The organism is Maribacter aquivivus, assembly GCF_900142175.1.
Classification (GTDB): Bacteria; Bacteroidota; Bacteroidia; order Flavobacteriales; family Flavobacteriaceae; genus Maribacter; species Maribacter aquivivus.
Genome location: NZ_FQZX01000001.1, coordinates 1923513 through 1949577, shown reverse-complemented (window position 1 = coordinate 1949577; position 26065 = coordinate 1923513). Strand labels below are relative to the sequence as shown.

Sequence of the window (26065 nt, the reverse complement as noted above, 5' to 3'; positions counted from 1 at the left end):
AACAGTGCAATTATTGCTATAAGCAACTTTCGATTAATAATATTGCCTACTTTCACTACTTGAACAATAGGGGTATTAGGGCATTTCACTAACTATATCATTTTACTTAACCGAAACAAAATGAAGATGAAAATAGGTATTTACTTATATCTTAATATTAAAAGTTTGCATAAAAAAAGCCAAGACCTCTAACAACAAAAGTCTTGGCGAACAATTAAATTAAACTAACAAACTATCGTAAATCGAACTGAATAACATATGCAAAGTCACCTGGTTTTTCTTTAGGCATAGTAACCTTTAAACCGTCAGTCTCTTGACTCCATTTAATTTTATCTGTACTACCCAATACTTTTGCATTGGCAATTTCTAAATCTTTTACATATTCAGAATCTTTAGCTAAAGACTCAATATTTACCATACCGTCTTCTGGCCAATCTAGAACAATGGCAAACAACTTATTATCTTTTATGGTAAACCTGATATCTTTTGAAGACAAACCTTCATTATCCCCTTCAGAATGATGTCCTTTTTTTACCTCAGTTGGGCCTTCCCCAAAAGTTTTCCAATATGTGGTATCATAAATGGCATCGCCATTAATCTTTAGCCAATCTCCTATTTCAAATAATATAGCCTGCTGATCTTCTGGAATAGTACCGTCAGATTTGGGACCCACATTTAATAATAGGTTTCCATTTTTACTTACAATATCTACTAAATCATCTACAATTTCATTGGCTGTTTTAGACTCCCAATTTGTAACATGACTCCAAGAGTTTTTACCTATTGATGTATCTGTTTGCCATGGCAATTTTCGAATACCTGGCAGCTTACCTCTTTCTAAATCGTATACTACCGTACCTTCTGGAAATGCTTCATGAGAGAAATTTTTATCTTGTAAGACCACTTCTTTATCCCATTCAATACCCTTATTATAATAATAAGCCGCTAGCTTAGGTCTTTGATCGGCAAAATCTGGTATATCTAGGTAAAAATCGAACCATAAAATATCTGGTTGATAGTTATCGATAATATCTTTTGTTCTCGCCCACCATAATTCTTTGAACTCATCAGATACCGGTTCATTTAAGTCTTTACCTTTTGTAGAATACAGGTCTGAATTTTTAGGATCTGTAGTATCGAATTTATCTTTCTTATTATAGAATGACCAGTTGAAGGCGAAATGTGAAGAAGCCCCCATAATCATACCTTTTTCTCTACCTGCTTTGAACAATTCTCCTAAAATATCTTTCTTAGGACCCATGTCTACAGAATTCCATCGTGTTACATTAGACTTGTACATTGCAAAACCATCATGATGTTCTGCTACAGGTATTACATACTTAGCCCCAGCTTTCTCGAAAATATCGATCCATTCGTTTGCATCGAAGTTTTCTCCTTTAAACATTGGAATAAAATCTTTATAACCGAACTCTTTCTGATCGCCCCATTTTTCTTTGTGATGTAAAAATACATCTGAAGGTCCTTTTTGTCCTAGTTCTAATTGTGCAGAGAAGGTTGCCGAATCCATATACATTTTTCTAGGATACCACTCAGAACTATAAGCAGGTACACTATAAGCACCCCAATGAATAAAAATTCCGAATTTTTGTTTATTAAACCATGCAGGATCTTTGTAATTAGCTTTTATAGATTCCCAATTTGCTTCATAAACAGGTTTCGTTTGCTCAACAACTTCTTTCTTTTCTTTTTGATCGCCACAAGAAAAAAGTACGGTGGTGCAAATCAAAAAGGCGAATAACTTATATCTTTTAAAATTCATGTAAAATGTCTTATTAGTTTCATTGGTTTTGATATCGCTAAATTCTAATTATCTCATTGAAACGATTAAAACGTATGTCTTTTATAATAGACCAAATGATTAATATGTTCCTTTTTATTCCTATTTAAGCCTGGAAATCAATACTGCATCGGCTTTTCCTTGCCATGGTGAAATTAATTTTCCAGAATTTGGCAATCCTATAGTTTGGCTAAATTCTCCCGTTAATGTATTGAACCATTGTAATGACCTTTTTGAGCTTTCTTTTTTAAGAAAAGCCGCATCAATACCGTAATTTTCTTTGTGCATATACAACAGAACAGTTTCATTGTTATCGGTTAGATTGTATGCGCTGCCATTTTGCCAAGGAGTTGGTTTTAACTTGGCAAAGTCGAATTCTTTAAACAACTTTTGCATATGTTCAAAATATTCAAACTTTGGTTTTATGAAATCTTCTGGCTGTTCAAAAGGGTTATAAATGATAACATTCCATGAAGCGCCTTGCCAATAATAAGTAGTGTAAACACCTGCAAACAAACACATATAATTTCTTCGTAAGCAAGTTTCGGCATTTATATAATCTCCAGTAAAGACAGTATATGGGGACTCCTCATAACCACCATGTTCAATATTAAAAATAGGTTTGTCTTTAAACTTAGTCTTGGCATCAAGCATTTTATCATAGATATTATGCGACCAATTTTGAGTGGAAATAAAATCTACTTTTTCTGGAAAATTTGAGCAGTATTTAAAATCGTGAACAGAAACCAACCTATTAAACTGGTCGTTTTCGCGTATTCTTTCAATTCTACCATGAATATAATCTTCATCTGCCCTACCATAATAAAGCGCCTCTTTAGAAATGTCCCAAACCATATTCGGGAAAGCCTGATAACGTTTTACCACATAATCGAAATACATATTATCGGCATCACTATTCATATCTGGCCAAGCGACCAATTTATTCCAAACATAAATCATTAGGTGAGAGGCAATACGTTTGTCATGCATCATACTTATAGTACGATCTAATCTTTGAAAGAAAATAGGGTTCAAAGCAGAGTAATCTGGATTCTCATTGTTACCTAAAAAAGGAAAAATATCATCTGGTCCTCCAAATTCATGCTCAGGGTATTGTTTTAGCTTTTCATCCTTTTGCCAACTTACATCATAAGAAAAGACGTTCATTACAATCTGGTTAAAGCCATTTTCTGAAATAAGGTTTAATAAATGTTCGGTTTTTGGCAAGCCTTTTTCATTATGGTAATCTAAGGCATACAACCAATCGCACTCAAATGCCAATAAAAAATATGGCGTACCATCTTCATAATAAAAATGTTGGGGATCATCATCGTTAACGACAATACCACCGTGGTTATTGATCTGGGCAGCCGTTACCGTAACCTTACCCCTTTTATTGTTTAATGCCTTTATTTCTGAAGAAGTTATATATGTATAATTACCTTCTGCAGCGCTTGAGAACCTAAGAATCCAATCATTTTTTCCATTAAAAAAACCAGGCACCTTCTGCTGCTTACCATTTTCATGAGTGAAAACGGCCGAAAATTCAGCCGTAAAAGGAGATGTATTTTTTGATTTAGCTTGAAAGTTAATATCCAGAACTTCCCATTTTTGAACAGAGATAGCTTTTGCGCTATAGTTCTGCTTTTTTAATTGGGCAAAGCCATTAGTTGATACGATAATACATAAAAACACTACTGTTCTAAAAATGACTTTCATACAAAATTGAATTATAATTAGTTTAAAAGAAGTACCGTTTAATCATTCCAGTGCTCATCTATTACCTTTTGAATATGTGGATACTTATCGCCATCCTCTTCATTTAAACTCTTTCGCTTTTGTAAAAGTTGATTTTTTAAATCTGCAATTACATCTTTGTAAACAGGGTTATTATATGCATTGTTCATTTCTTGAGAATCCTTACCTAAATCATAAAACTCCCACGCAACAGGTGTATCCATCTCAAACCTATTACCCCAACTTTTTTTATTCCACGTTGCCTTCGGGTCTTTTGTATCTACCCAATATTTGCCATAGAAGAAGATTAGTTTATATTGTTTTGTACGAATACCAAAATGCGCTGGGTTAGCATGCGCATGCGCCATATGCATCCAATATCTATAGTAGGTAGATTGTTGCCAGCCCTCTGGCTCCTCTCCCGTTTCTAGAATAGTTTTAAAACTATGTCCCTGCATTTGTTCAGGTGCTGTACCACCAGCCATATCAATTAAAGTAGGTGCAAAATCGGTGTTATTGATAATAGCATCAGTTCTTGATCCAGCTTTAATTTTTTCTGGGTAACGAACAAAGAATGGCATACGCATAGATTCTTCATACATCCATCTTTTATCAATGTAATCATGCTCTCCAAGCATAAAACCTTGATCACCGGTGTATACTATAATGGTATTATCATAAAGTCCTTCTTCCTTTAAGAATTTAATTAATCGGGCAATGTTATCGTCAACACCTTTTACGCAACGCAAATATCTTTTTAGATATTCTTGATAGGTTGCATGTGTATACCCATTATCGCTTAAGTCTAATTTAGTTTTGATAGAAGCATCAAAATCTGGATTAGAAATCTTAGTATACTCATCACTCCAGATACGCATGCCCATACCTCTTATTGTATTTCGTTTAGACACAGATGAGCCAATTACATTTAACAGTGAATCATTATTTCCTCTTGTTGCAATAGATCCGTTATTACCATTTACATATAAACTTACTGGCTCTGGTATATACTCGTCTTCTAAATAATCTTTATATCTGGGCGCATACTCAAAGTCATCATGTGGCGCTTTATAATGATGCATTAAGAAAAATGGCTTGTCTTTATTTCGTTTGTCCTTTAGCCATTCTATGGTTAAATCAGTAATATTATCACTAGAGTGTCCCGTTGTTTGTATTCTATTTTCTGGCCATTCGTTTTCACCTTGTACAATAAACTCTGGATTATGATATTTACCTTGACCAGGTAAAACTGCATAATAATCAAATGAAGCAGGTTCATTTTCTAAATGCCATTTACCCACAATAGCAGATTCATACCCTAATTTCTTCATTTCTTGAGGCAGATATTGCCTTTCTGGTGGTATATGACCTTCTAGATCCAACACACCGTTTGCTTGGCTATATTGCCCTGTAATAATGGTAGCTCTACTAGGTGTACAAATAGCATTGGTAACAAAGCAGTTGTCAAAAATCATCCCCTCATTTGCCAATTGATCTAATGCCGGAGTAGGGTTTAAACTCGCCAATCTACTACCATAAATACCAAAAGCCTGTGTTGTATGATCATCGGCCATTATATAAATGATATTTGGTTTTTTGGTAACTATAGGTTCTTTAGCAACCTTTTCACAAGATGAAAAACATACGACTACAAGAAAAAGGAAAAAGAGTTTTTTAAACATTTAACTAGAATTTATAAAGTCTGAATTTGAATAAAATAAAGCACTGTAAGCGCTATACAAAAGTTAGCTATTTTTTAAGAATACCTAATAACATATGATTTTATGAACAACACATATGATTAAAGCCAAGTACATATGAATTTTTAAAAAGTCTTTTATTGAAGGGGAGGCTTATTATTCTGAATACAGAAATCTATATTTTATTAGTAATGAAGTAATTAACAAAAACTATCCATTTTATCTATAAAACAATTCCAATTTCACAAACTGCAAGAACATCTTTCTCAGTGTACTTTTAAATGCATACTCTTCATTTAAATAAATCTTAGCTTAAGAAAAAGCATCATAAACACATCTGATAATATTTAATAGTTATTACTAATGAATTAAAAATAAAACCTATTAGATTTTAAAGAGTTCGTACATTTTAACATTTATTTTAGATAAACACATTTGTTACTCTTTTAAAAACATTTGTTATCCCACGATAAGCTGAATAATTAAATATTTGCTGAACTAACTTAATTAGATTCACAACTTATGAAAATGAAAATCATGCTTAAACGGAAATCAGGAACCTTACTGATAGCATTTCTATTGCTATTGGGCACGGGAACCATAAATGCTCAATCGAGTAAAATTCAAGGAACGGTAACTGCAGAAGATGGCCCATTACCAGGCGTTAGTGTAGTTATCAAAGGTACTACTAACGGTACAGTTACTGATTTTGACGGTCTTTATACCATTAATGGCGACAGCGATGATATTTTGGTCTTTACTTACATTGGGTATACAAAAAAAGAAATCGCGGTAAACGGAAAATCAACCATAAATGTAAGTTTATCTGAAGATGTATCTGCTCTTGATGAAGTAGTTGTTATAGGTTATGGTTCTGCAAGACGAAAAGACCTTACTGGATCTATTGTATCTATAAAAGCGGACGAATTAAATAGGATAAAACCTGTTTCCTTTGAAGGCGGTATTGCAGGTAAGGCTGCGGGTGTTCAAATAGTTGCCTCAGAAGGTGGTCCGGATGCAGGTTTTAAAGTACGTGTACGTGGTGGAACATCAATTAATGCAAGTAGCGATCCACTTTATGTAATTGATGGATTTGCGCTACAGGGCGACAACCAAAGTACAGGTGTTGGACTTGGTAATTCGACTACAAGCCCTTTATCTTCAATTGACCCAAGTACAATTGAATCTATTGAGGTTTTAAAAGATGCATCTGCTACAGCCATATATGGTTCTAGAGGAGCTAATGGAGTTATCATAATTACAACTAAAGGCGGAAAAAAAGGAAGGTCTACCTTAAACTTTGAAACGTATACATCTGTTGGTACGTTAGCAAGAAAAATAGATTTATTAAAGGGACAAGAATTTGTTGATTGGTGGAACGAGTATTTTCCATGGGATCCTAACAACACAACTCAACCTCAAATATTAGCATATAGAGATGAATTTGGCAATGATATAAATCTAAATGACCCAAGAGTAATTCTTACCGATTGGCAAGATGAGATAGCTAGAACTGCAATAACAAGCAACTATAATCTTTCAATGACAGGTGGATCTGAAACCAATTCTTATGCCGCATCGTTTTCATATTTAAATAGTGAAGGGGTTATAAAGACTACAGATTTTGAAAGATATAATGCGAGTTTGAGATTAAATCAAAATATCTCGAAAAAATTAAGAGCAGGTGTAAATCTTAATATGGGTTTCACACAATCTACGGGTGTGGTTACTTCGGCAAGTTCAAACGCCAATGGTCAGTCGGGTATTATAACCAATTCGGTTTTGTTTAGTCCTGTTCAAGGTTTAACCCGTTATGACGATGCTGAATATGATGAAGATGGTAGAATTTTATCATTACGTTCTGGAGATGTAATAAACCCTAATAGGCTTTTAGAAGGAAATACAAATCGTTCTTTACGTTTCAACTCTTTTGGAAACGTTTATTTAGAATATCAAATAGCAGACGGTTTAAAATTTACATCTTCACTTAGAGGTAATTTTGGTTCTAGTAAAGGTCAGGCATATTTCTCAGAGAAATTTGGTTATGGACAATCTGTTGGTGGAAGGGCTTTTACAAATAACAGCACCAATGTAGGTATTACCACGGAGCAAAACCTATCGTTCAATAAAACGTATGGTAAGCATAGATTAAGTGCAACCGCGGTATATGAACAACAAGAAACTTCTTTTGAATTTACTAATTCTAGCTCAACTGGTTTTGATTTACCTGGTGTAAACTTAAATAACTTGGCCACTGCACAAGAGACTTTAGCAACTAGATCTGGTTTTGTAGATAATTCTTTAAGATCGGTATTAGGTCGTGTACAATATGATTTTGATGATAGGTATGTATTAAACTTAAGTGCTCGTAGTGATGGTTCATCAAGATTTGCAGAAGGTTATAAGTGGGGGTTCTTTCCTTCAGCTGGTGTAGCTTGGAAAGTATCTAACGAGAATTTTTTAAAGGATAACCAAACTATAAGTAACTTAAAATTAAAAGCCAGTTATGGTGAAACCGGTAACACGGCCATAGGTTCCTATAGATCTTTACCACAAACAGCAACTGCATCTTCTATTTTTAATGGCAATCAATTGGCTATAGGTGTAGCTATTGGAAATCTTGTGGTTGATGGGTTAACATGGGAAACTACTTCTCAGTTTGATGGTGGTATCTCATTAGGTCTTTTTAAAAATAGAATATCTATTGATGCCGAGTACTACAAGAAAGAAACCACTAATTTATTACTAGATAAGCCTGTACCTGGAACTTCTGGTTTTGAAACTGTATTTACAAATGTTGGGACCTTAGTTAACCAAGGGCTTGAATTTGTGGTTAATACGGTAAACGTCGATAATGAAAACTTTTCATGGAACTCCAGTTTCAATATTAGTTTCAACGACAATGAGGTTACAGATTTAGGAGGAGCAACAGAATTCTTTACAAGAGCTATTGGTGATAATCAAATTCCAATCGATTATGTTACTCGTGTAGGAGAGCCAGTTGGTTCTATTTACGGTATAGAAAATGATGGTTTATACCAATATTCTGATTTTGTTGATTTTGACGGATTAACAGACGCTGAAGCTGCTCAAAAAATGGCGCAAGATGCATCTGATACAGGGTTACCTCTTTATGCACTCAATTACCAACTAAAAGATGGTGTAGTTGTATCTTCTGGTAGAACGGATACTGCAACATATAGACCAGGGCTACCTAAGCTTAAAGATCAAATAACCGTAGATACTGATGGTGATGGTATACCAGATAGTAGTGATGGTATTGTAAATTCAGATGATAGAACTATAATTGGACGTACGGTACCAAAGCATTTTGGAGGATTTACTAATAATTTTACATATAAAAACCTCGATTTATCTGTGCTAACATCATGGTCTTATGGTAATGATGTTTACAATAAAAACCTTGTTAGAGGAACTAGTCAAAACATTCCGTTCTTCAACAAATATGGTTCTATAAGAGATAGGTGGACACCATTAAATACGGATACCAACGTGCCTATAATAAATGGTTTTGGTGATGCAGGTGTAAGTGGTAACGCATATTCAGATTATGTTGAAGATGGTTCTTTCTTAAGACTGAGCAATATTACAATTGGTTATAAATTACCAAGTAAGGTAACACAAAGCTTAGGTGTTAAAACCTTTAGACTTTACGCTGCCGCAGATAACTTATATGTATGGACCAATTACTCAGGATATGACCCTGAGGTAAGTGTTGGCAATAACCAACTAACGCCCGGTCTAGATTCTGATTCTTACCCTAGAGCTAGAACTTTTAGAGTTGGACTTAATATTGGATTTTAAAAAAAACTATTATGAAAAATTATAAAAAAAATTACTTAAAATCATTTTTCTTACTCGGAGCTATACTAACGATAACTTCTTGTAGTGAATCATTTTTATCAGAAGATCCAGATACATTTGTATCACCACCATTATTATTAGTTAATGAAGCTGGAGCACAAACATACCTTAACGGTGCGTATGATGCCGTACAACAATCAATAGCACCAACTGGTGGCAGCAACCCAGCACCTTGGTCCATTTATTGGGGTACAACAGCAGCTGACGAAGTAGTATTTCCTAACTGGGGCGGCGAGCGTAAATTAATTTACTTACATCAGGTTACGCCTACCACTGGGGCAATTAATCAAGCATGGGTTAAATACTATGAATCTTTAAATAGAATAAACAGTGTTGTTGACAGAGTTGGCGCAATGTCTTCTGATCAAATAGATAGTGATTTAAAAAACCAATATGTAGCCGAGGCAAAATTTCTTAGAACTACCGTTAATTTTGCTTTGGTAAGTTCATGGGAAAATATACCGTTAATGAAGAATGAGGTTATTACATTAGAAAATATTAATGTAACGCAAGCTGCTCCTTCAGAAGTATATGACTTTATGGTTGCAGATTTAATTTCTGCCCTACCATACTTACCTACCGAGCAGGGTGGTGGTCGTGTAACTGCTGGTGCCGCTAATGCATTACTTGGCAAAATTTATCTTCAAATGACCGGTTTTCCTTTAAACCAGACGGATAAATTTCCATTGGCAGAACAGGCTTTAAAAAAGGTTATGGACAGTGGTGTATATGATCTTTTACCAGATTATGCATCTATTTTCGATTTAGATAACGAACAAAGTCAAGAAATGGTTTTTGCCATTAGTCTTGACGGTCCTGCACTAGGTGAAGGTGGATTGTTAGGTTTCTTTTTTGGTCCACAAGGTAGTGTACAAAACGGCGGTGGCTGGGGAACATGTCACATTAACCACAGTTTTGCCGATAGCTATGATATTGATACTGATGTTCGTATGATCAACAACATAGCTAGACATAATGCCAATAATACAGACCCAGAGACTGCAGTAACAGATGAAACTTCATGGACTGTTGGCAAAAATACTTGGAGAGGCTGGAAATGGCATGCAGAAAGTCCAAATGGGTATGCAAATGATTCACCGTTCGATTATCCGTACATCAGGTATGCAGATGTTTTATTATTGTATGCAGAGGCTTTGAACGGTCAGAACAAATTGACCCAAGGTGTTATTGATAATACGGTAAATCGTTTAAGAACAAGAGCCGGACTTTCACCAGCAGGTATGATGACATTAGGTTCTCAAGAAGATAATGCCACCGAGTTATTGTCTGAAAGGAGAAAAGAATTGTGTTTTGAAGGTTGGAGACGTAATGATTTAATCAGATTTGGAAAATATAAAGAGTCTATCTCAGGCATTACCCAAGGAGGACCAAATGCTGGCGATCCTATTACTCAATATGAAGATTTTGAAATTAGATGGCCAATACCAGATGCTCAAATGCAATTAAACCCTAACCTAGTTCAAAACCCAGGTTACTAAATAAAAACATTATAAAAATGAAAAATAAAAAATATTATAGCTTATGGGTTTTAACACTAGCACTTGTAGCAACATTTATAAGTTGTGAAGAAGATGGTGATGTTAGAGATGGCATAAGAGATGTGAGCTTTAAAGCCACAGCAAAAAACAGAAATATAACAGAAGGTGGTACTATAACCTATATTGATTCTTCATCTAATGTTACAAGTAGATTATGGACATTTGTAGAAGGTAGCATTCCTACTTCTGACCAAGCAACGGTAGATGTTAACTACCCTACTGGGCAAAGTTTAAATGAAGAAGGTAAGTTACCTGGCTATCTTACAACATTAGAAGTAACGCATGATGATGGTACTATTGAAAAGGGAGAGTTTTTAGTAGGTGTCTATAAAAAAGTCAATGTAGAATTTTCTGCCTCGGAAACAGAGGTAATCGTAGGAACTGCTTCAACATTTACTGCCGAAGTTGAAAATCTTCAATCTTTATTTTTAGAATCTAGAGAAGATGATCTTTTGGAATGGACATTTGAAGGAGGTACACCTGCCACATCAACTTCAGATAACCCAATTATAACATATAATACCTTAGGTACTTACAAAGTAACCTTAACCGCTCATAGAGAATCACCATTAAGTGAAGATTCTAAGAGTGTTGAAGGTTATATAACTGTAGTTGAACCAATTCCTGTAGTTCCTGAGTTTACTGCTAATGCTCAAGTAACAGGGATTACGTCAACAGTCACATATACAGATGAAACGTCTGGTGCAGTAGATGCGTGGTTATGGACATTTCCTGGTGGGTTACCAGCGACATCAACAGAACAAAACCCAACGGTTGTTTATAATGAATTAGGTAGCTACGATGTTACATTGGAAGCAACTAGAACTGGCGATAATGCCTCAGAGACTATAACTAAAACAGATTATATTACCGTAGATTCAAATATTGTTGCAGGAGGTAATAATGATGGTGAATCAGATGATTTATCGCAATGGACTGCAGTATTTGAAGATTTTGTAACAGACAGATCTGAAAATCTATCGGTATCGAATACCATATTTGCACCTAGCGGTGGATCTGGCAGTATTTTATATAGCTATAACGAAGCTGGTCCTGGCGTACCAGGATTTACTGACATCAATATTGATTATTTAGTTGAAATTAATGTTACCGAAGCTGGTTCTTATACTGTTGCATTAGACCATTTTGGCGACATTACAGGTGGTGCCGAATATGTCTTTAATTTAGGTTTCGTAAATACAGAAAACCTAGGCGCTTTTGAAACACCATTAAGAGCATTTCAAGGTAGATTTGCAGCAGATACTTGGAATACCGCATCTGCTACGGTAAATTTACCGGTAGGCAAATACTATGTAAGACTAGCTATATTCAATCCAGGGTTTAGTATAGGGCAAAATATTGATTTATATATGGACAATGTAAGTGTGATCAAAAATTAAGATCATATTTTCAGATTAATTTAAGCTTGAAAGAGGCTGTCTATAATTCTTAGTCAGCCTCTTTCTTATTTATCATATTTGACCGTATTAATAATATGGTTTCCTTCTGACTTACTAAATTTTAAAACCTAAAAGATACTATCAGTATGAAATATTCTACTTTTTTAATCTTAGCATTCTTAACAATATGTGGTTGCAATAAAGATTCGAAAGAGCAAGTCTCAACTGAAGATGAAAGCCCATTATTTGAATTCGTTTCATCCGAAACAAGTGGAATAAATTTTAATAATCAAATTGAAGAAAATTTCGAACACTTTTATGAATTTTTCAATTATGTATATAACGGTGCAGGGGTTGCCGTTGGCGATATTAACAATGATGGCTTATCAGATATTTTTTTTGTTGGTAACGAAGTTGAAAATAAACTATACTTAAACAAAGGTGATTTTAAATTTGAAGATATCACCGCTAAGGCGAATATTGATCAAAATAAAGGATGGCATAACGGTGTAGTCATGGTCGATATCAATGGAGATAATCTATTAGATATTTATGTATGCCGAGGTGGATTTAGAAATAAAAAAGAAGACAGAGAAAATTTACTATTTATCAATCAAGGAGATTTGACCTTCAAAGAAGATGCAGCATCATTTGGTTTAAATGATAATGGCTACTCGATAATGGCTTCATTCTTTGATGCCGATAATGATAATGATTTAGACATGTACCTTACCAATAGACCTGAAAAATTCTTTCAAAACTACACTCAAGTACTACAAGGTAAAGCAAACGAAGATGATATCTATAGAGATAAATTATACATTAACGATAATGGTAATTATAAAGAAGAAGGGCTCAATGCCGGTATAAAAAATAATTACGGATACGGTTTAGGTTTGGCTACATCAGACTTAAATAGTGACGGTAAAATAGATATCTATGTTTCAAACGACTATTTAGAAAGAGATTATGCCTATATCAATAAAGGTAACAACACCTTTAGTGACGAATTAACCAAACGTTTTAATCATGTTCCATTTTACGCTATGGGTGTAGATATTGTAGATTTTAACAATGATGGTTTTGAAGATATCATTCAGTTAGAAATGCTACCAGAAGATTATGAGCGTTCAAAAACAACAATGGCTTCAATGAATACAAAATTATTCAGTGATATGACCACGAACGGTTTTCATTACCAATACATGCATAACATGCTCCATTTAAATAGAGGAAATGGTATCTATAGTGAGATTAGTGCGTATGCAGGTGTAGAAAAAACAGATTGGAGCTGGGCTTGCCTTGGCAGCGATTTTGACAATGATGGCTTCAATGATCTTTTCATCACCAATGGCTTTAAACGAGATATTTGGGATAAAGATACCAATGCTAAAATAGGTCAATATATGCGTAGTATTGAAGCCAGTAAAAAGACTACCCAGGAGAATGTAGCATACATTGTAAGTCAATTTAAAGAAAATAAAAGAGCAAACTACATCTTCAAAAACAATGGCGATTTAACGTTCACTAAGAAAACAAAAGAATGGGGCATTGATAAAGAAAGTTTCTCTAATGGTGCAGCTTTGGGTGATTTAGATAATGACGGCGATTTAGATATCATAGTCAATAATATAGATGGCCCTGCCTTTATTTATAAAAACACAGCTGAAGATTTAGAGAACAATTACTTGAAAATAAAATTAGACGGTCCTAAAAACAACCCGTCAGGTTTAGGAACAAAAATAACGTTAACCTATAATAATGAAATTCAGTACCATGAGTTTAAAACCGTAAGAGGATATTTATCTTCTGTTGAACCAGTCAATCATTTTGGTTTAGGAACAACCACAATTATAGATAAGATTGCTATTGTATGGCCAGACGGCAAAGAGCAGCTTTTACAGCATGTTAAGGCTAATCAATTAATTAATATAAACTATTTAGATGCCAAGAGTAAAATAACACCTGAAAAAATAAGTGAACCTATTTTTAAAGATGTCACCGATTCAAAGTTTAATTCACCCTTTGTTCATCATGAAAACGAATATGATGATTTTAAAAAACAGATTCTATTACCACATAAATTATCTCAAAATGGTCCATGTATAACTGTTGGTGATGTCAATAACGATGGTATAGAAGATTTTTATGTAGGTGGTGCCGCAAGCCAAAAAGCAGCGATATATGTACAAGATATAAAAGGTGAATTTTTATTACTAGAACAATCTGCTTTTGAAACAAACGTCCAAAACGAAAATGTTGGCGCAGTGTTTTTTGATGCAGATGGTGATCTTGATTTAGATTTGTATGTTGTAAGTGGCGGTAATGAATTTTCACAAAACTCCCCCACCCTACAAGATCGATTATACTTAAATAACGGTGCAGGTAATTTTGAATTATCTGACAATTTACCAAAGCTAACAGAGAGTGGTTCATGTGTTGTTACATTAGATTTTGATAAGGATGGTGATTTAGATCTCTTCGTTGGCGGTAGGCTGATTCCTAATTCTTACCCTAGCGCACCAAACAGCTTTTTGCTTGAAAATAATAATGGTGTTTTTACAGATGTAACGCAAAAAATAGCCCCTGAATTATCAAAGATAGGCATGGTTACTTCGGCTACTTGGAACGATATTGATGGTGATTCTACAGAAGAGCTTATTATTGTTGGTGAATGGATGCCTATTACCATTTTCAAAAAACGAGGTCAAGAATTCATCAATGCAACAGCATCATTTAATTTAACGAAAACAAGCGGTTGGTGGAACAAAATTGTTGCCACGGATATCGACAAAGACGGAGATACAGATTTTGTTATTGGCAACCTTGGTCTTAACTACAAATTTAAGGCTAGCGTTGAAAAACCATTTACCATTTTTGCAAATGATTTTGATCGTAATGGCACCAATGATATTTTTCTGACTAAACATTATAAAGATAGGCTTGTACCTGTGCGTGGCAAAGAATGTTCTTCTCAACAACTGCCAGAAATAAGCCGAAAATTTAGAACCTATCAACAATTTGCAAAAGCAGATATCGACGATATTTTACCAGATATTGAAAATGCCTTGAAATATGAAACTCAAATTTTTGAAAGCATCATATTAGAAAACAACAACGGTGAATTACAAATCAAAGCCTTACCAAAAGAAGCTCAGTTTTCGGTCATAAACGGCATTATTGTAGATGATTTTAACAAGGATGATATTCTTGATATTTTAATAGCGGGAAACAAGTTTGAAGTTGAAGTTGAAACTACAAGAGCAGATGCATCAATAGGTCAACTGTTTATTGGTACAGGCAAAGGAAGTTTCAATGCTGTAAGTTACTTGGAAAGTGGAATTTTACTTCCATACAATGTCAAAGGAATTGAAAAAATAAATATTGGTAATAAAACTGGAATTCTAAGTGCTATCAATGATGATAAACTTCGCCTTTTTACAGAACAATAAATAACAATCGCATCTAACCAATAGTTCAAAATTTGCAATGAAAAAAGACGAAGTTGAATTACCAACTCCGTCTTTTTTCATTGTGATTGTCCTTTGAACTAAAAATGTATTACGGTTTTACTTATTCATCCTCTAATTTCCAAGACCTAATCCAATCATATTTTGTGGTTAAATCATCAAAAGAGCCTGTTTCAAAGATAGTTTCAGAATCTATCGGGTTCCAGTCATAAGTTTCTATTGCCATGGTTAAATGACCCTCTAAATCAAAATCAGCAGGAGGATTTGTAATGGTATGTGTCAACTGCCCATCTAAATAAAATAAAATCTCAGTTGGTGATTTCCACCAGCATCCGTAAACAAAATACCTAGAATTATTTTTCTTTTCTAAAACTGTTTTAGCCGGGCTTTGTAATGACCCAGTTACTTCGGTATCACATTCCCTTTCATGTCTCCAAGTATTAGATGCATATATGTGATCAAAATCTGCCGCCCAAGCAGCTGTAGTTGTTAGTCTACCCACGCATTCTTGTATATCCAATTCTAGTTTTCTTAAAGGACCAGTATTACAATTCTGTTGAAAAGAAATCCAAAAAGTAGAAGACATAATGGTTTTGTTGGCTTTCATTCTACTTTCATAATAATGACCTTGTTGTGCTTTTAGTTTAGAACGAACTATTGCACCACCATGGGTAAACTCTATGCCATTTACCATTTTAGGGCTTTCAAATTTCTCTGTAGTTACGTTCATATTACCATCGCTAACAGTAACATTGTCTGATTCAAATAAACCTGGAGGTCTACCTATCCAATTAAACCCATCTGTAGCTGGGCTTCTATGCCACTTATCATCATCAAAGGTTGTCCCATTAAACTCATCTGACATATTTTCTACCTTAGTCCATTTTTTTCCTTCTGGAGTGGGGTTCGCATTTACAAAATATGGAAGATTTATAGATGGTTCATCTTGAATAACAGTAACCTCAAAACTACATGTAGCCTTATTTCCTGCACCATCCCTAGCCTCAAAAGTATTGATTGTTGTACCTATTGGAAATTTTGTTCCGGAAGAAAAACCAGCAATCTGAGAAGTAACCGCACTTATATTATCGCTACCCTCAGGTGTTTCAAAAGATACAATTGACCCATCTTCATAAGACGGTATATTAACAGTAATCGATTCAAGGCAATCTATTGTTGGGGCAATAGTATCTTGTTCAACTTTAACCGTATCATCACCACTACTGCACGAAGTAAAAATTATTGCAATTAATAGTAAAAACATATTATAACTAAATGTGTGAAACTTCATATATCTTTTTTCACAAATTTAATCGGCGCCTAAACAAGTATACTTTTCAAATGTATTTTAAACTGCAACATATGATTTTACCTCATAGAATTTAAGAACATTCTGGTAGTACCGTATAGTAACAACTCTATAAGATATTACTGGAAGAACAAATATTTGGGGATTCGGGTTAAATGGAATGATAGTTGTAAAAATTATGTGATGAAAACAATAATACTAGTTTTACTATTAGTTTCTATGTTTCAAATAAAGGACGTGAGAGTAAAAAAATCACCACAACCAAATTTCTAACATCATTTAATAAAACTCAATCTTATATGCAAAAGCATAATCACCAAGTTGATTTTTAGTTGGTTGAATAATTAGTTCAGTATCATTTTGATCCCAAGATATTTTCTCAGGATTACCTAAAAGTTGAACACTTTTTATTTTTCTTTCGTGTTTACCAAGTGCTTTTATACGTATTTCTACTTCTGGCAGGTCTAAAACAAAAGCATATAATAAATTGTCTTTGGTAGTAAATCTAATATCCGCTGCCGTATTATCAGCATTTTTGTGCTCACTTAAATGACCTTCAATAACCTCTGCAGGTCCTTCTCCATAAATTTTCCAAGGTCTGGTTCCATAAATAGCTTCTCCATTAATACGCAACCACTCCCCCATTTGCAACAAACGTTCTTCAACTTCCGTTGGTATTTTACCTTCAGCGGTCGGCGTAATATTTAAAAGTACCGCACCATTTTTACTAACCACATCAACTAAAAAATCTATTAGCCTATTGGTAGATTTATATTCAGGATTTTCAATATTGCTCCATGCTTTCCAATCTATAGAATCGTCAGTTAACCAAGTAAACTCTTTTTTCTCCCTCATTCTAGAGCGTTCTAGATCTAAAACTGCAGAGCCCACCGCTAAATCGGTAAACTTATAGGTAACGACTACGTCTTTTCCTTTTTCAAGGCCTCTATTATAAAAGTCGGCTAAAAATTGCTTTCTATAATCTTCACCTATGATATCCATTTTGTTATCGAACCAAACAATATCAGGATCATACTTAGTAGTTAATTCTGTAAGTCTGTCTAACCAATCTTGGTTAAATTTTTCATCAGGTAAGGGATTTGTAGGTTTATTTGCCATAACAAATGTACCCTCTGGAACTTTCGGACCATAAAGACCTTCAAACAATGGGTTGGACGCATCTGTATTTTCATCCCAAGTTGGGTACCATGCGTATAGCCAATGACGATGATAGGTAGTGATAAATTTAAGTCCGCGAGATTTTACGGCTTTTTCCATAGCGCCGACTACATCTATTTTGGGTCCCATATCTTTTGCATCCCATTTGGTAAGTTGACTATCCCACATGGCAAAACCATCGGCATGTTCGGCAATGGGTCCTGCAAACTGAGCCCCAGCTTTTACGAATAAATCTGCCCAAACATCGGCATCAAACTCTTCTGCCTTAAACATGGGTATAAAATCTTTGTAGCCAAATTTATCTAAAGGCCCGTACGTTTCTTTATGATGTTTATTAATTTGGTGCCCATCTACATACATCCACCGAGAATACCATTCATTTTCATAAGCAGGAACAGCGTACGGACCCCAATGAAAATAGATTCCGAATTTTAAATCTTTATACCATTCCGGCACTTCATATTGCTGTAAAGATTCCCAATCTGGAGTATATTTTTGCGTATTAATTTCTGAATCGACAATTGTTTTTTGCGAAGAACAACCGAGCGAAATTAAAATTATGATACTACTAAAAAATATACCTTTCTTCATGCGATTTAGTGCTCCTATTTAATTTTTAATCGATTATAATTTTAGGATAATCATTGATCAATACTTTTACTATATCCTCTTTTTTAATATTCGTTTTCCAAACATAGGCATATTTAAGCTGCTTCATTTCAGAAAAAGAAGGGATACTTTTAGAGGTTATTTCAGTCCCTAACAGATTTACACTTGTCAAATTTTCTAATTTAATCAATTGCTCAACTGCATTATCTGATAACGGATTATCGTTCAATTTCAATTTCTGAATATTAGGGAATTGGGAAATCAATTTTACATGATCATCTTTTATTTGATTATTCTCTAATGACAACCAAAGAATATTTTCTTTTATAGAAAGTAATTTTTCGAGTTTTTTGGACATCGCATCGGGTGTACCATTTTCATTTGAATTTGGCGCTAATACAGCTTCATACAACCCAGATTCAAATGCAAGTTCACGTAACCTAAAACCTTCTGCCTGTAGCTCAATTATTTTATCATCTGAAACTAAACTCACACTCGGTATAGGTATTTCTGAACCACTTGAAGAACCCGCTGACAACCCTAACATAGTACTAGCAATACCCGTTACAATTTCATCAGTTTCTACAGAAGCAACTTTAGTTTTAAAATTCGCTTGCGCATTATCGATCCAATACGTTAATATAGCTATCTCTTCTTCGGTCAATGGTGTTTTACCTTCTGGAGGCATAAAATCATCATCGTGCGGGTCTAATAATACTCTTTTTAGCATTTCAGAATTCAGGGCATCCCCAGCAATTATTACCTCCCCGTTTTTTCCACCATCAAGGATAGATACACTATCAGCAATAGAAAGTCCACCTTTCTTTTTACTTGAATTATGGCAGCTTGCACATTTATTCTGCAAAATAGGATTAACCAAATGACCAAAAACCTCAGCATCTTCTACCTTAGTTACCGCAACAAGCTCCTCTTCTTCTGCACCGCCAAAAGGCATATATTTCACCAAATAATCACTACCATGGGTAAGGTTACCACCATAATGACCGGTAACACTTAACAGTATTACCAATAGCGTAAGAAATGCAATATTTGGCTGTAGCTTTTTTAAACTAGAAATTTTTATTTTTTCAATCCGTATGAGCCATGCTAAAAAAGCAATTGCGGTAGTTGCAATACCGAACCAAAAGTGGGTATCTAAAGCTGCTTCTTCATAATCGCCACTTAGAGACAACATATACCCTAATATACAAGCAACGACACCACTAAGTCCACCTAAAAATAAGGCTAAAGGAATACCAGAGGTTAAAACAGGATTTTTTTTCCATCTGCTAAAAACTTCTAGAACAAATGCGAAAAATAAAAAACCAATTGGCAAATGCACAACAAGCGGATGAAACCTACCTAAAAACAATACAAAATCTGGAACACTATTATCCATAATAAATTTTTCAAAATTACCTTAAACGCGTTCTAATTTAATAGGTGCTGTCTTATTCGCATTCCATTGACATATGTATAAATTTTTATCTTCATCTACACAAACATCATGACCATGAAGAATAGGTTTATTCTCTAATTGATATGATTTTTGCAATTCACCGTTTTTATATTCTGGAGTTGTACCACCTGGGTTAGAAACTACTTTGTCATTCTCTAAAATGGTAACAAAACCAGTATGATCTTTCCAATTTGTTTTCCCAACTTTAGGTTGAGACCAGCATACCCCTGCGTATAAATTAACATCATCAAAGACAGGTCTACATACTTGCATATTAGGTAGTTTAAGTGTCTTAACATATTTACCTTCTAAAGTAAACCACTTAAACGATTGTTCATTTCTAGAAGTACAAACAACCATTGGATTATTTTTTTCTCTGTAATCTATTGCTACACCATGTGCATTTTGAAGATTATAATTTGCATCTTCATTATCATGGCCGCCCCATTTACGAATAAACTCGCCTTTATAATTATACTGTAGAATAAAATCTTGCCCATAACCGTCTGCAACATAGATATCACCATTAGGACCAACGGCAACTTCAGTAGGACAAAAATTTAATCCTGGTTCATAAACACCAATAGTTTGAGGGTGCCCAATATCAAATAGAACCTTCCCGTCCATCGTAGTTTTTGAAATTCTACCATTATGCTTGGTCCAGCTTCCTGTTTTATTTAGGTACCACCCAGAATCTGCCAAGAACAAAAAATCTTCGCCTCCTTCGTTAGAAATAGTTAAACCATGACCACCAGGATATGCTGTACCCCAATAGTCTAATAATTTTCCAGATTTATCAAAAATCAATACATTGTTCTGTGGGTGATCCCCAATCATAATTAAACGCCCTTTACTATCCATTTGCATTTCATGACAGTTAAGCAATGGCGTTCTAACCGAACTTATTTGAGCCCAATTATTATTCACCTTGTATCTATAATCGCCATGACCTAAGATAATTTCTTCTGGCTTATTTTTCTTTAGAATATTGAACCCAAAGGAAGGCACAGTCGTTAACGCTGCTCCTGCAATGGAGGTTTTTTTTATGAAATTTCTTCTGGTTGGCATAAGTGTATTGGTTGATTATTAGGTTAATAAATCTTTAACTACGTTACCATGAACATCGGTTAATCGGTAGCGTCTACCTTGGTGTTTAAACGTTAACCGTTCATGATCAACACCAAACAGGTGTAAAAGTGTAGCATGAAAATCATGCACATGCACTGGATCTTTAACTACGTTATAACTAAAATCATCAGTCTCGCCAAAAGTGAAACCAGGTTTTACGCCAGCACCCGCCATCCACATGGTAAATGCTTTAGGATGGTGATCTCGACCATAATTTTCTTTAGTTAATTGCCCTTGTGAATATACAGTTCTACCAAACTCGCCACCCCAAACTACTAAGGTGTCGTCTAGCATACCACGTTGCTTTAAATCTTTTATTAGAGCCGCTGTTGCCTGATCTGTTTTCTTAGATTGACTTTTAACCCCACCTGGGCAGTAGTTGTGCTGATCCCAACCTTGATGGTATAATTGCACAAATTTTACGCCTTTTTCTAAAAGTTTTCTTGCCATTAGGCAGTTGGCTGCATAAGTACCTGGGTCTCTACTATCTTTGCCGTACATCTCAAAAGTACTTTCTGACTCATCTGATAAATCTGAAACTTCAGGTACCGAAGTTTGCATTTTAAAAGCCATTTCATATTGCGACATTCTAGCCTGAATTTCTGGATCACCATAAGCATCATGTTGTAAATTATTTAAATCTCCTAAATAATCTAACATATGTCTACGATCATTACCATCATAATTTTCGGGGTCACTTAGGTATAAAACCGGATCTTTACCCGATCTAAACTGCACCCCTTGATGTTCTGTTGGCAGAAATCCATTACCCCACAAACTAGCTTTTAACGGTTGTCCCTTTCCATTTTTAGAAACCAACGTAATAAATGTAGGTAGGTTTTCATTATCAGAACCAAGACCATAACTTAACCAAGAACCAATAGACGGTCTGCCCGGTAACTGATTACCCGTTTGCATAAAAGTAATTGCTGGTGTATGATTAATTTGATCGGTCTGCATACCCTTTATAAAACATAATTCGTCTACCACCTCAGATAAATATGGCATAGCATCACTTACCCAAGCTCTTGACTCTCCATATTGTTTAAAATTAAAAGTTGATGGTGCAATAGGTAAGGTACTTTGGTTACCGCTCATACCAGTTAAGCGTTGACCGCTCATTACAGAATCAGGTAGTTCTTTACCGAACATATCTGAAAGTTTTGGCTTGTAATCGAAGAGATCCATTTGTGATGGTCCGCCACTTTGAAAAAGGTAGATGATTCTCTTCGCCTTTGGTAAATGATGTGGCAATCCTAATCTATTCTTATTGTATGCCTTTAAAATATCTTCGGGAGCACTGTCCTTTCCAATACCGGCAAATAATTTTTCTGTACCCAAAAGACTACCTAAAGCAAGAGCTCCAATACCCAAAGAAGTTCTCTTTAAGAAATGTCTTCTGTCTAGCTGACTTTCTAGTTTTTGTAAATCTTTATTATTAGACCTTAATTTATGTTGATGATCGTTACACATAGTTTTATACTTATAAGGTTACCAATTTATCTTTTTGTGATGGTGGCATCTGCATTCATAATAGTACTTGCCACTACTGCATTTGCAGCAATAAGGGCTTTGTCATCTGCTTCGCTTAATTTAAAAGCACCTGTATTTATCCAGCCCTTTGTTTTATCAATGTTCTTCTGAAATTTCGAATACTCTTCTTTCTGTAGGTTCAACAATAATGATAATTCTTGTTGATTAGGTTCTCTACCCGTCAGTTTTATAAATGCTGAACGAATACCCGTCTCAATAGAAGTAGCTTCAGAAATTCGTTTGCCCAGTACTCTTGAAGCCTCTATATACGTTGGGTCATTCAAAATTACCAGCGCCTGTAGCGGTGTGTTGGTTTTCTGTCTTCTTGAAGAACATAAGTCTCTTGTGGGAGCATCAAAAGTGGCTATAGTTGGGTTGGGTACCGTTCTCTTCCAAATAGTATACATACTTCTTCTATATAGACCTTCTTCCCCATCTTGTACATAAGTGTCTCCATTCACTTTCCATAAACCGTCAGGTTGATATGGTTTTACGCTCTCCCCTCCAATTTTTTCATTTAAAAGACCAGAAGCATATAAAGCATTATCTCTAAGCATTTCACCAGAAAGACGTGTTGATGGTCCGCGAGACAACCACTTATTTTCACCATCGACCGCAAGAAGCTCTTCACTTATAACCGAACTCTGTTGGTATGTTCTTGACAACATCATGGTTTTCAATAACGCCTTTACATCCCAACCCGAGTCTACAAAACGAATAGCCAACCAGTCTAAAAGTTTAGGATGGCTAGGTAAGTCACCTTGATTTCCAAAATCTTCTGAACTTAGCACTAATCCTCTACCAAATAAATTTTGCCAATATCTATTTACCGTTACTCTTGCCGTTAAAGGATTGTCTTTATCTGTTATCCACTTAGCTAATCCTAATCTATTTTTAGACCATTCTTTTTTCCATGGTAAAATGTCTTCAGGCACATTAGGAAAAACCGAATCGGTGGGAGAATCATAATTTCCACGATCCAAAATATAGGCTTGACGCGGCGTCTTACGCTCTTTCATTACCATAATCTGTTTAACACCTTCAACACTATCTACCAATGCCTCTCGCTTAAGCTCTACATCTTTAAGTACAGATGCATATTCTTTAGATTTCGTGTTTAAAAAGTATTGTGTTAACTGTTGCTTTTCTATGTCATTCAAATTAGAAAATGGCTTTTTCTGCAATTCTTTCAGTTTCTCAGTATTACTGATCTGTAAAACTTCTATCGCAGAGATTTCTTTATTGAACACCAATAAATTATCAATTACGGCACCCCGAATACCTTTATCCCTCCAAATAGCACCTACTCTTAAGCCTGGTTCTAGTTTAGGACTCTCATCTCCATACAATTGTAAACCATTAAATACGATATCTTTATAAAGATTATCGAATGTTGTTTTGGTCTTTAGTTTTTCACCATCTTGATAAATAGCTATACCATCTGCCTTACTAGACCCATCATAAGTCATTGTTAACTGAATCCATTTTTCTTTAGGCACATCGTTTAAAGATTCTATAACAATAGCATTATCAGGATATACATGAGCTAGTAAAGCCTCTATTTTATTCTCTTTTATTTTTAGGTGATAGCCTCTGAAAGCATGTAGTTCAGAGCTATTCATTTTATGGAATATAACACCGGTCTCCAGGTCTTTTGGAATGAATACTTGTATTGAAATACTGAAAGGTTGGTTTCGTTTGTAAATTCCAATCTTATCCAAATCAAGCCACGTATCTCCGTCCATCGACAAACCTTTTCCAGATACTCCTTTTTTGAACACCGCTTTTTCGTCATCTACAAACTCTTGGCGCATTCTAATATGGTTTTTACCATTACCGCCAATTGTATTTACTAGATTCTGATTATCAAAATTAAATGCAGCTACTAAACCGTTAGGTTTAACGTTTAAAGGTGTTTTTTGATAGGCATTACTAGCCAACCATTCTTCAGCTTTTTGACCCTCTGTAAGTACGGTATTGGATAACCTTTTCTCACTTGTTTTAACAATTTCATCTAAATAGGCCAAAACTCCCTCTTGTTCTTCTGTAGGTAATAACATAGCAGGTACAGGGGTTGCCAAATCCCAAGGAATCAATCCTGTTTCATCTATGTTATTGAAAAAACTATACATCTCATAATAGTTCTTTTGAGAGATAGGATCGTACTTGTGATCATGACATTTTGCACAGGCATAAGATAAACCTAAGATACCTTGACTTACGGTTGCTGTTCTATCTGCAACATATTCTGATCTAAATTCTTCATCTATAATACCACCCTCTAAATTCTGAGGATGTAAACGATTAAATGTTGTTGCTAGTTTTTGTTCCCTAGTTGGATTTTCAAATAAATCGCCAGCCAATTGCCAAGTCAAAAATTCATCATAGGGCATATTTTCGTTAAAAGATTTTATGACCCAATCTCTCCACGGCGATGTATCTCTGTACTTATCATTACTATACCCATGTGTATCTGCATAACGAGAAACATCCATCCAATCTAAAGTCATCTGCTCCCCAAAGTGCGATGAGGCCAAGAGCCTATCTATTTGTTTTTCGAACGCGTTGGGTGAAGTATCTTTTAAAAATGTATTAATTTCTTCAGGTGTAGGCGGCAAACCAATTAAATCAAAAGAAGCCCTACGTAATAATACCTCTTTGTCAGCTCTTTTAGAAGCCGATAGATTTACCTCTTTTAGTTTTGCTAAAACGAAATTATCAATTTCATTTCCGACCAAATCATTAATATCTACTTTAGGGATTTTATATTCTTCAGGTTTCAAGAAGGCCCAATGCTCTTTATATTCAGCGCCATCTTCTATCCATTTAATTAAAACTGCTTTTTCATATTCTGTAAGCGTTAAATGTGAACTTGGTGCCGGCATGATTAAATCTGGATCATCTGTCATAATACGCTGAAAGAATTCACTTTTCTTCAAATTTCCAGGAGTTATTGCAAATTTACCAGGGCTTTCGCTTAACTCACCAAAAGCAAATGATGCTTCATGAAGTTGTAAACCTCCTTTTATATTTCCTTTATCTGGACCGTGACACAAATAACACTTATCCGACAAAATAGGCTTGACATGTTGATTGAAATCAACGTTTTCAGGTAGTTTTTCATACGCTATTTCTACTAATTCAGGTAATTCCGGACCACCACAAGCTGATAATACCATAATTAAAATCCCAAATATTATTTGTTTGCTGATTTTTGTCATAAAAAATTGTAAAATAAATATTCTATCAAAAATATGTTTTCAACAACCTAAAGCTTAGAACAAATCAGTTCAAAAATT

Annotated in this window: 13 protein-coding genes; 4 read left to right on the top strand and 9 right to left on the bottom strand. The window is 34.8% G+C overall.

Going from position 1 to position 26065, the window contains the following annotated elements:
• Positions 1-232: 232 nt before the first annotated feature.
• From BUC31_RS08250 to BUC31_RS08240, 3 genes are all read right to left on the bottom strand, one after another.
• Positions 233-1780, bottom strand: coding sequence for an alpha-L-fucosidase (locus tag BUC31_RS08250; protein WP_073242949.1), 1548 nt, complete (start codon positions 1778-1780; stop codon positions 233-235).
• A 120-nt stretch (positions 1781-1900) separates the two neighbouring features.
• Positions 1901-3517: a DUF5060 domain-containing protein gene (locus BUC31_RS08245; RefSeq protein WP_073242947.1), complete on the bottom strand. Its 1617-nt coding sequence runs from the start codon at positions 3515-3517 to the stop codon at positions 1901-1903.
• A gap of 38 nt (positions 3518-3555) precedes the next feature.
• The gene (locus BUC31_RS08240; protein ID WP_073242945.1) at positions 3556-5217 is read right to left on the bottom strand and encodes a sulfatase family protein; all 1662 of its coding nucleotides are present in this window, start codon (positions 5215-5217) and stop codon (positions 3556-3558) included.
• 555 nt (positions 5218-5772) lie between these two features.
• Here BUC31_RS08240 and BUC31_RS08235 point away from each other — a divergent pair.
• From BUC31_RS08235 to BUC31_RS08220, 4 genes are all read left to right on the top strand, one after another.
• Complete coding sequence (locus tag BUC31_RS08235) at positions 5773-9060, top strand: SusC/RagA family TonB-linked outer membrane protein (protein WP_244534019.1); 3288 nt, start codon at positions 5773-5775, stop codon at positions 9058-9060.
• An 11-nt stretch (positions 9061-9071) separates the two neighbouring features.
• The gene (locus BUC31_RS08230; protein ID WP_073242941.1) at positions 9072-10619 is read left to right on the top strand and encodes a RagB/SusD family nutrient uptake outer membrane protein; all 1548 of its coding nucleotides are present in this window, start codon (positions 9072-9074) and stop codon (positions 10617-10619) included.
• A 17-nt stretch (positions 10620-10636) separates the two neighbouring features.
• Positions 10637-12079, top strand: coding sequence for a PKD domain-containing protein (locus BUC31_RS08225; RefSeq protein ID WP_073242939.1), 1443 nt, complete (start codon positions 10637-10639; stop codon positions 12077-12079).
• Positions 12080-12225: 146 nt separating this feature from the next.
• Positions 12226-15531 (top strand): VCBS repeat-containing protein, encoded by a 3306-nt coding sequence (locus BUC31_RS08220; protein ID WP_073242937.1) that lies wholly within the window; start codon positions 12226-12228, stop codon positions 15529-15531.
• A gap of 121 nt (positions 15532-15652) precedes the next feature.
• On the opposite strand, the gene BUC31_RS08215 is transcribed toward BUC31_RS08220, so the two are convergent.
• The 6 genes from BUC31_RS08215 to BUC31_RS08190 form a co-directional block, all read right to left on the bottom strand.
• Positions 15653-16840 (bottom strand): HYR domain-containing protein, encoded by a 1188-nt coding sequence (locus tag BUC31_RS08215; protein ID WP_073242935.1) that lies wholly within the window; start codon positions 16838-16840, stop codon positions 15653-15655.
• A gap of 297 nt (positions 16841-17137) precedes the next feature.
• A complete protein-coding gene (locus tag BUC31_RS08210; protein ID WP_073242933.1) occupies positions 17138-18628 on the bottom strand; it encodes an alpha-L-fucosidase in 1491 nt (496 codons plus the stop codon).
• A 25-nt stretch (positions 18629-18653) separates the two neighbouring features.
• Positions 18654-20045, bottom strand: coding sequence for a DUF2231 domain-containing protein (locus BUC31_RS08205; RefSeq protein WP_073242931.1), 1392 nt, complete (start codon positions 20043-20045; stop codon positions 18654-18656).
• 21 nt (positions 20046-20066) lie between these two features.
• Positions 20067-21173, bottom strand: a complete 1107-nt coding sequence (locus BUC31_RS08200) for a twin-arginine translocation signal domain-containing protein (RefSeq protein WP_073242929.1) — start codon at positions 21171-21173, stop codon at positions 20067-20069.
• A gap of 18 nt (positions 21174-21191) precedes the next feature.
• The gene (locus tag BUC31_RS08195; protein WP_073242927.1) at positions 21192-22706 is read right to left on the bottom strand and encodes a DUF1501 domain-containing protein; all 1515 of its coding nucleotides are present in this window, start codon (positions 22704-22706) and stop codon (positions 21192-21194) included.
• A 26-nt stretch (positions 22707-22732) separates the two neighbouring features.
• On the bottom strand, positions 22733-25987 hold the full coding sequence (locus tag BUC31_RS08190) for a DUF1553 domain-containing protein (RefSeq protein WP_073242925.1): 3255 nt from the start codon (positions 25985-25987) through the stop codon (positions 22733-22735).
• Between the last annotated feature and the right edge of the window lie 78 nt (positions 25988-26065).

Coding starts and splice junctions, on each gene's coding strand:
- BUC31_RS08235 (WP_244534019.1), top strand. CDS start 5,773: ATGCTTAAACGGAAATCAGGAACCTTACTGATAGCATTTCTATTGCTA.
- BUC31_RS08220 (WP_073242937.1), top strand. CDS start 12,226: ATGAAATATTCTACTTTTTTAATCTTAGCATTCTTAACAATATGTGGT.
- BUC31_RS08225 (WP_073242939.1), top strand. CDS start 10,637: ATGAAAAATAAAAAATATTATAGCTTATGGGTTTTAACACTAGCACTT.
- BUC31_RS08245 (WP_073242947.1), bottom strand. CDS start 3,517: ATGAAAGTCATTTTTAGAACAGTAGTGTTTTTATGTATTATCGTATCA.
- BUC31_RS08215 (WP_073242935.1), bottom strand. CDS start 16,840: ATGAAGTTTCACACATTTAGTTATAATATGTTTTTACTATTAATTGCA.
- BUC31_RS08230 (WP_073242941.1), top strand. CDS start 9,072: ATGAAAAATTATAAAAAAAATTACTTAAAATCATTTTTCTTACTCGGA.
- BUC31_RS08210 (WP_073242933.1), bottom strand. CDS start 18,628: ATGAAGAAAGGTATATTTTTTAGTAGTATCATAATTTTAATTTCGCTC.
- BUC31_RS08200 (WP_073242929.1), bottom strand. CDS start 21,173: ATGCCAACCAGAAGAAATTTCATAAAAAAAACCTCCATTGCAGGAGCA.
- BUC31_RS08195 (WP_073242927.1), bottom strand. CDS start 22,706: ATGTGTAACGATCATCAACATAAATTAAGGTCTAATAATAAAGATTTA.
- BUC31_RS08190 (WP_073242925.1), bottom strand. CDS start 25,987: ATGACAAAAATCAGCAAACAAATAATATTTGGGATTTTAATTATGGTA.
- BUC31_RS08240 (WP_073242945.1), bottom strand. CDS start 5,217: ATGTTTAAAAAACTCTTTTTCCTTTTTCTTGTAGTCGTATGTTTTTCA.
- BUC31_RS08205 (WP_073242931.1), bottom strand. CDS start 20,045: ATGGATAATAGTGTTCCAGATTTTGTATTGTTTTTAGGTAGGTTTCAT.
- BUC31_RS08250 (WP_073242949.1), bottom strand. CDS start 1,780: ATGAATTTTAAAAGATATAAGTTATTCGCCTTTTTGATTTGCACCACC.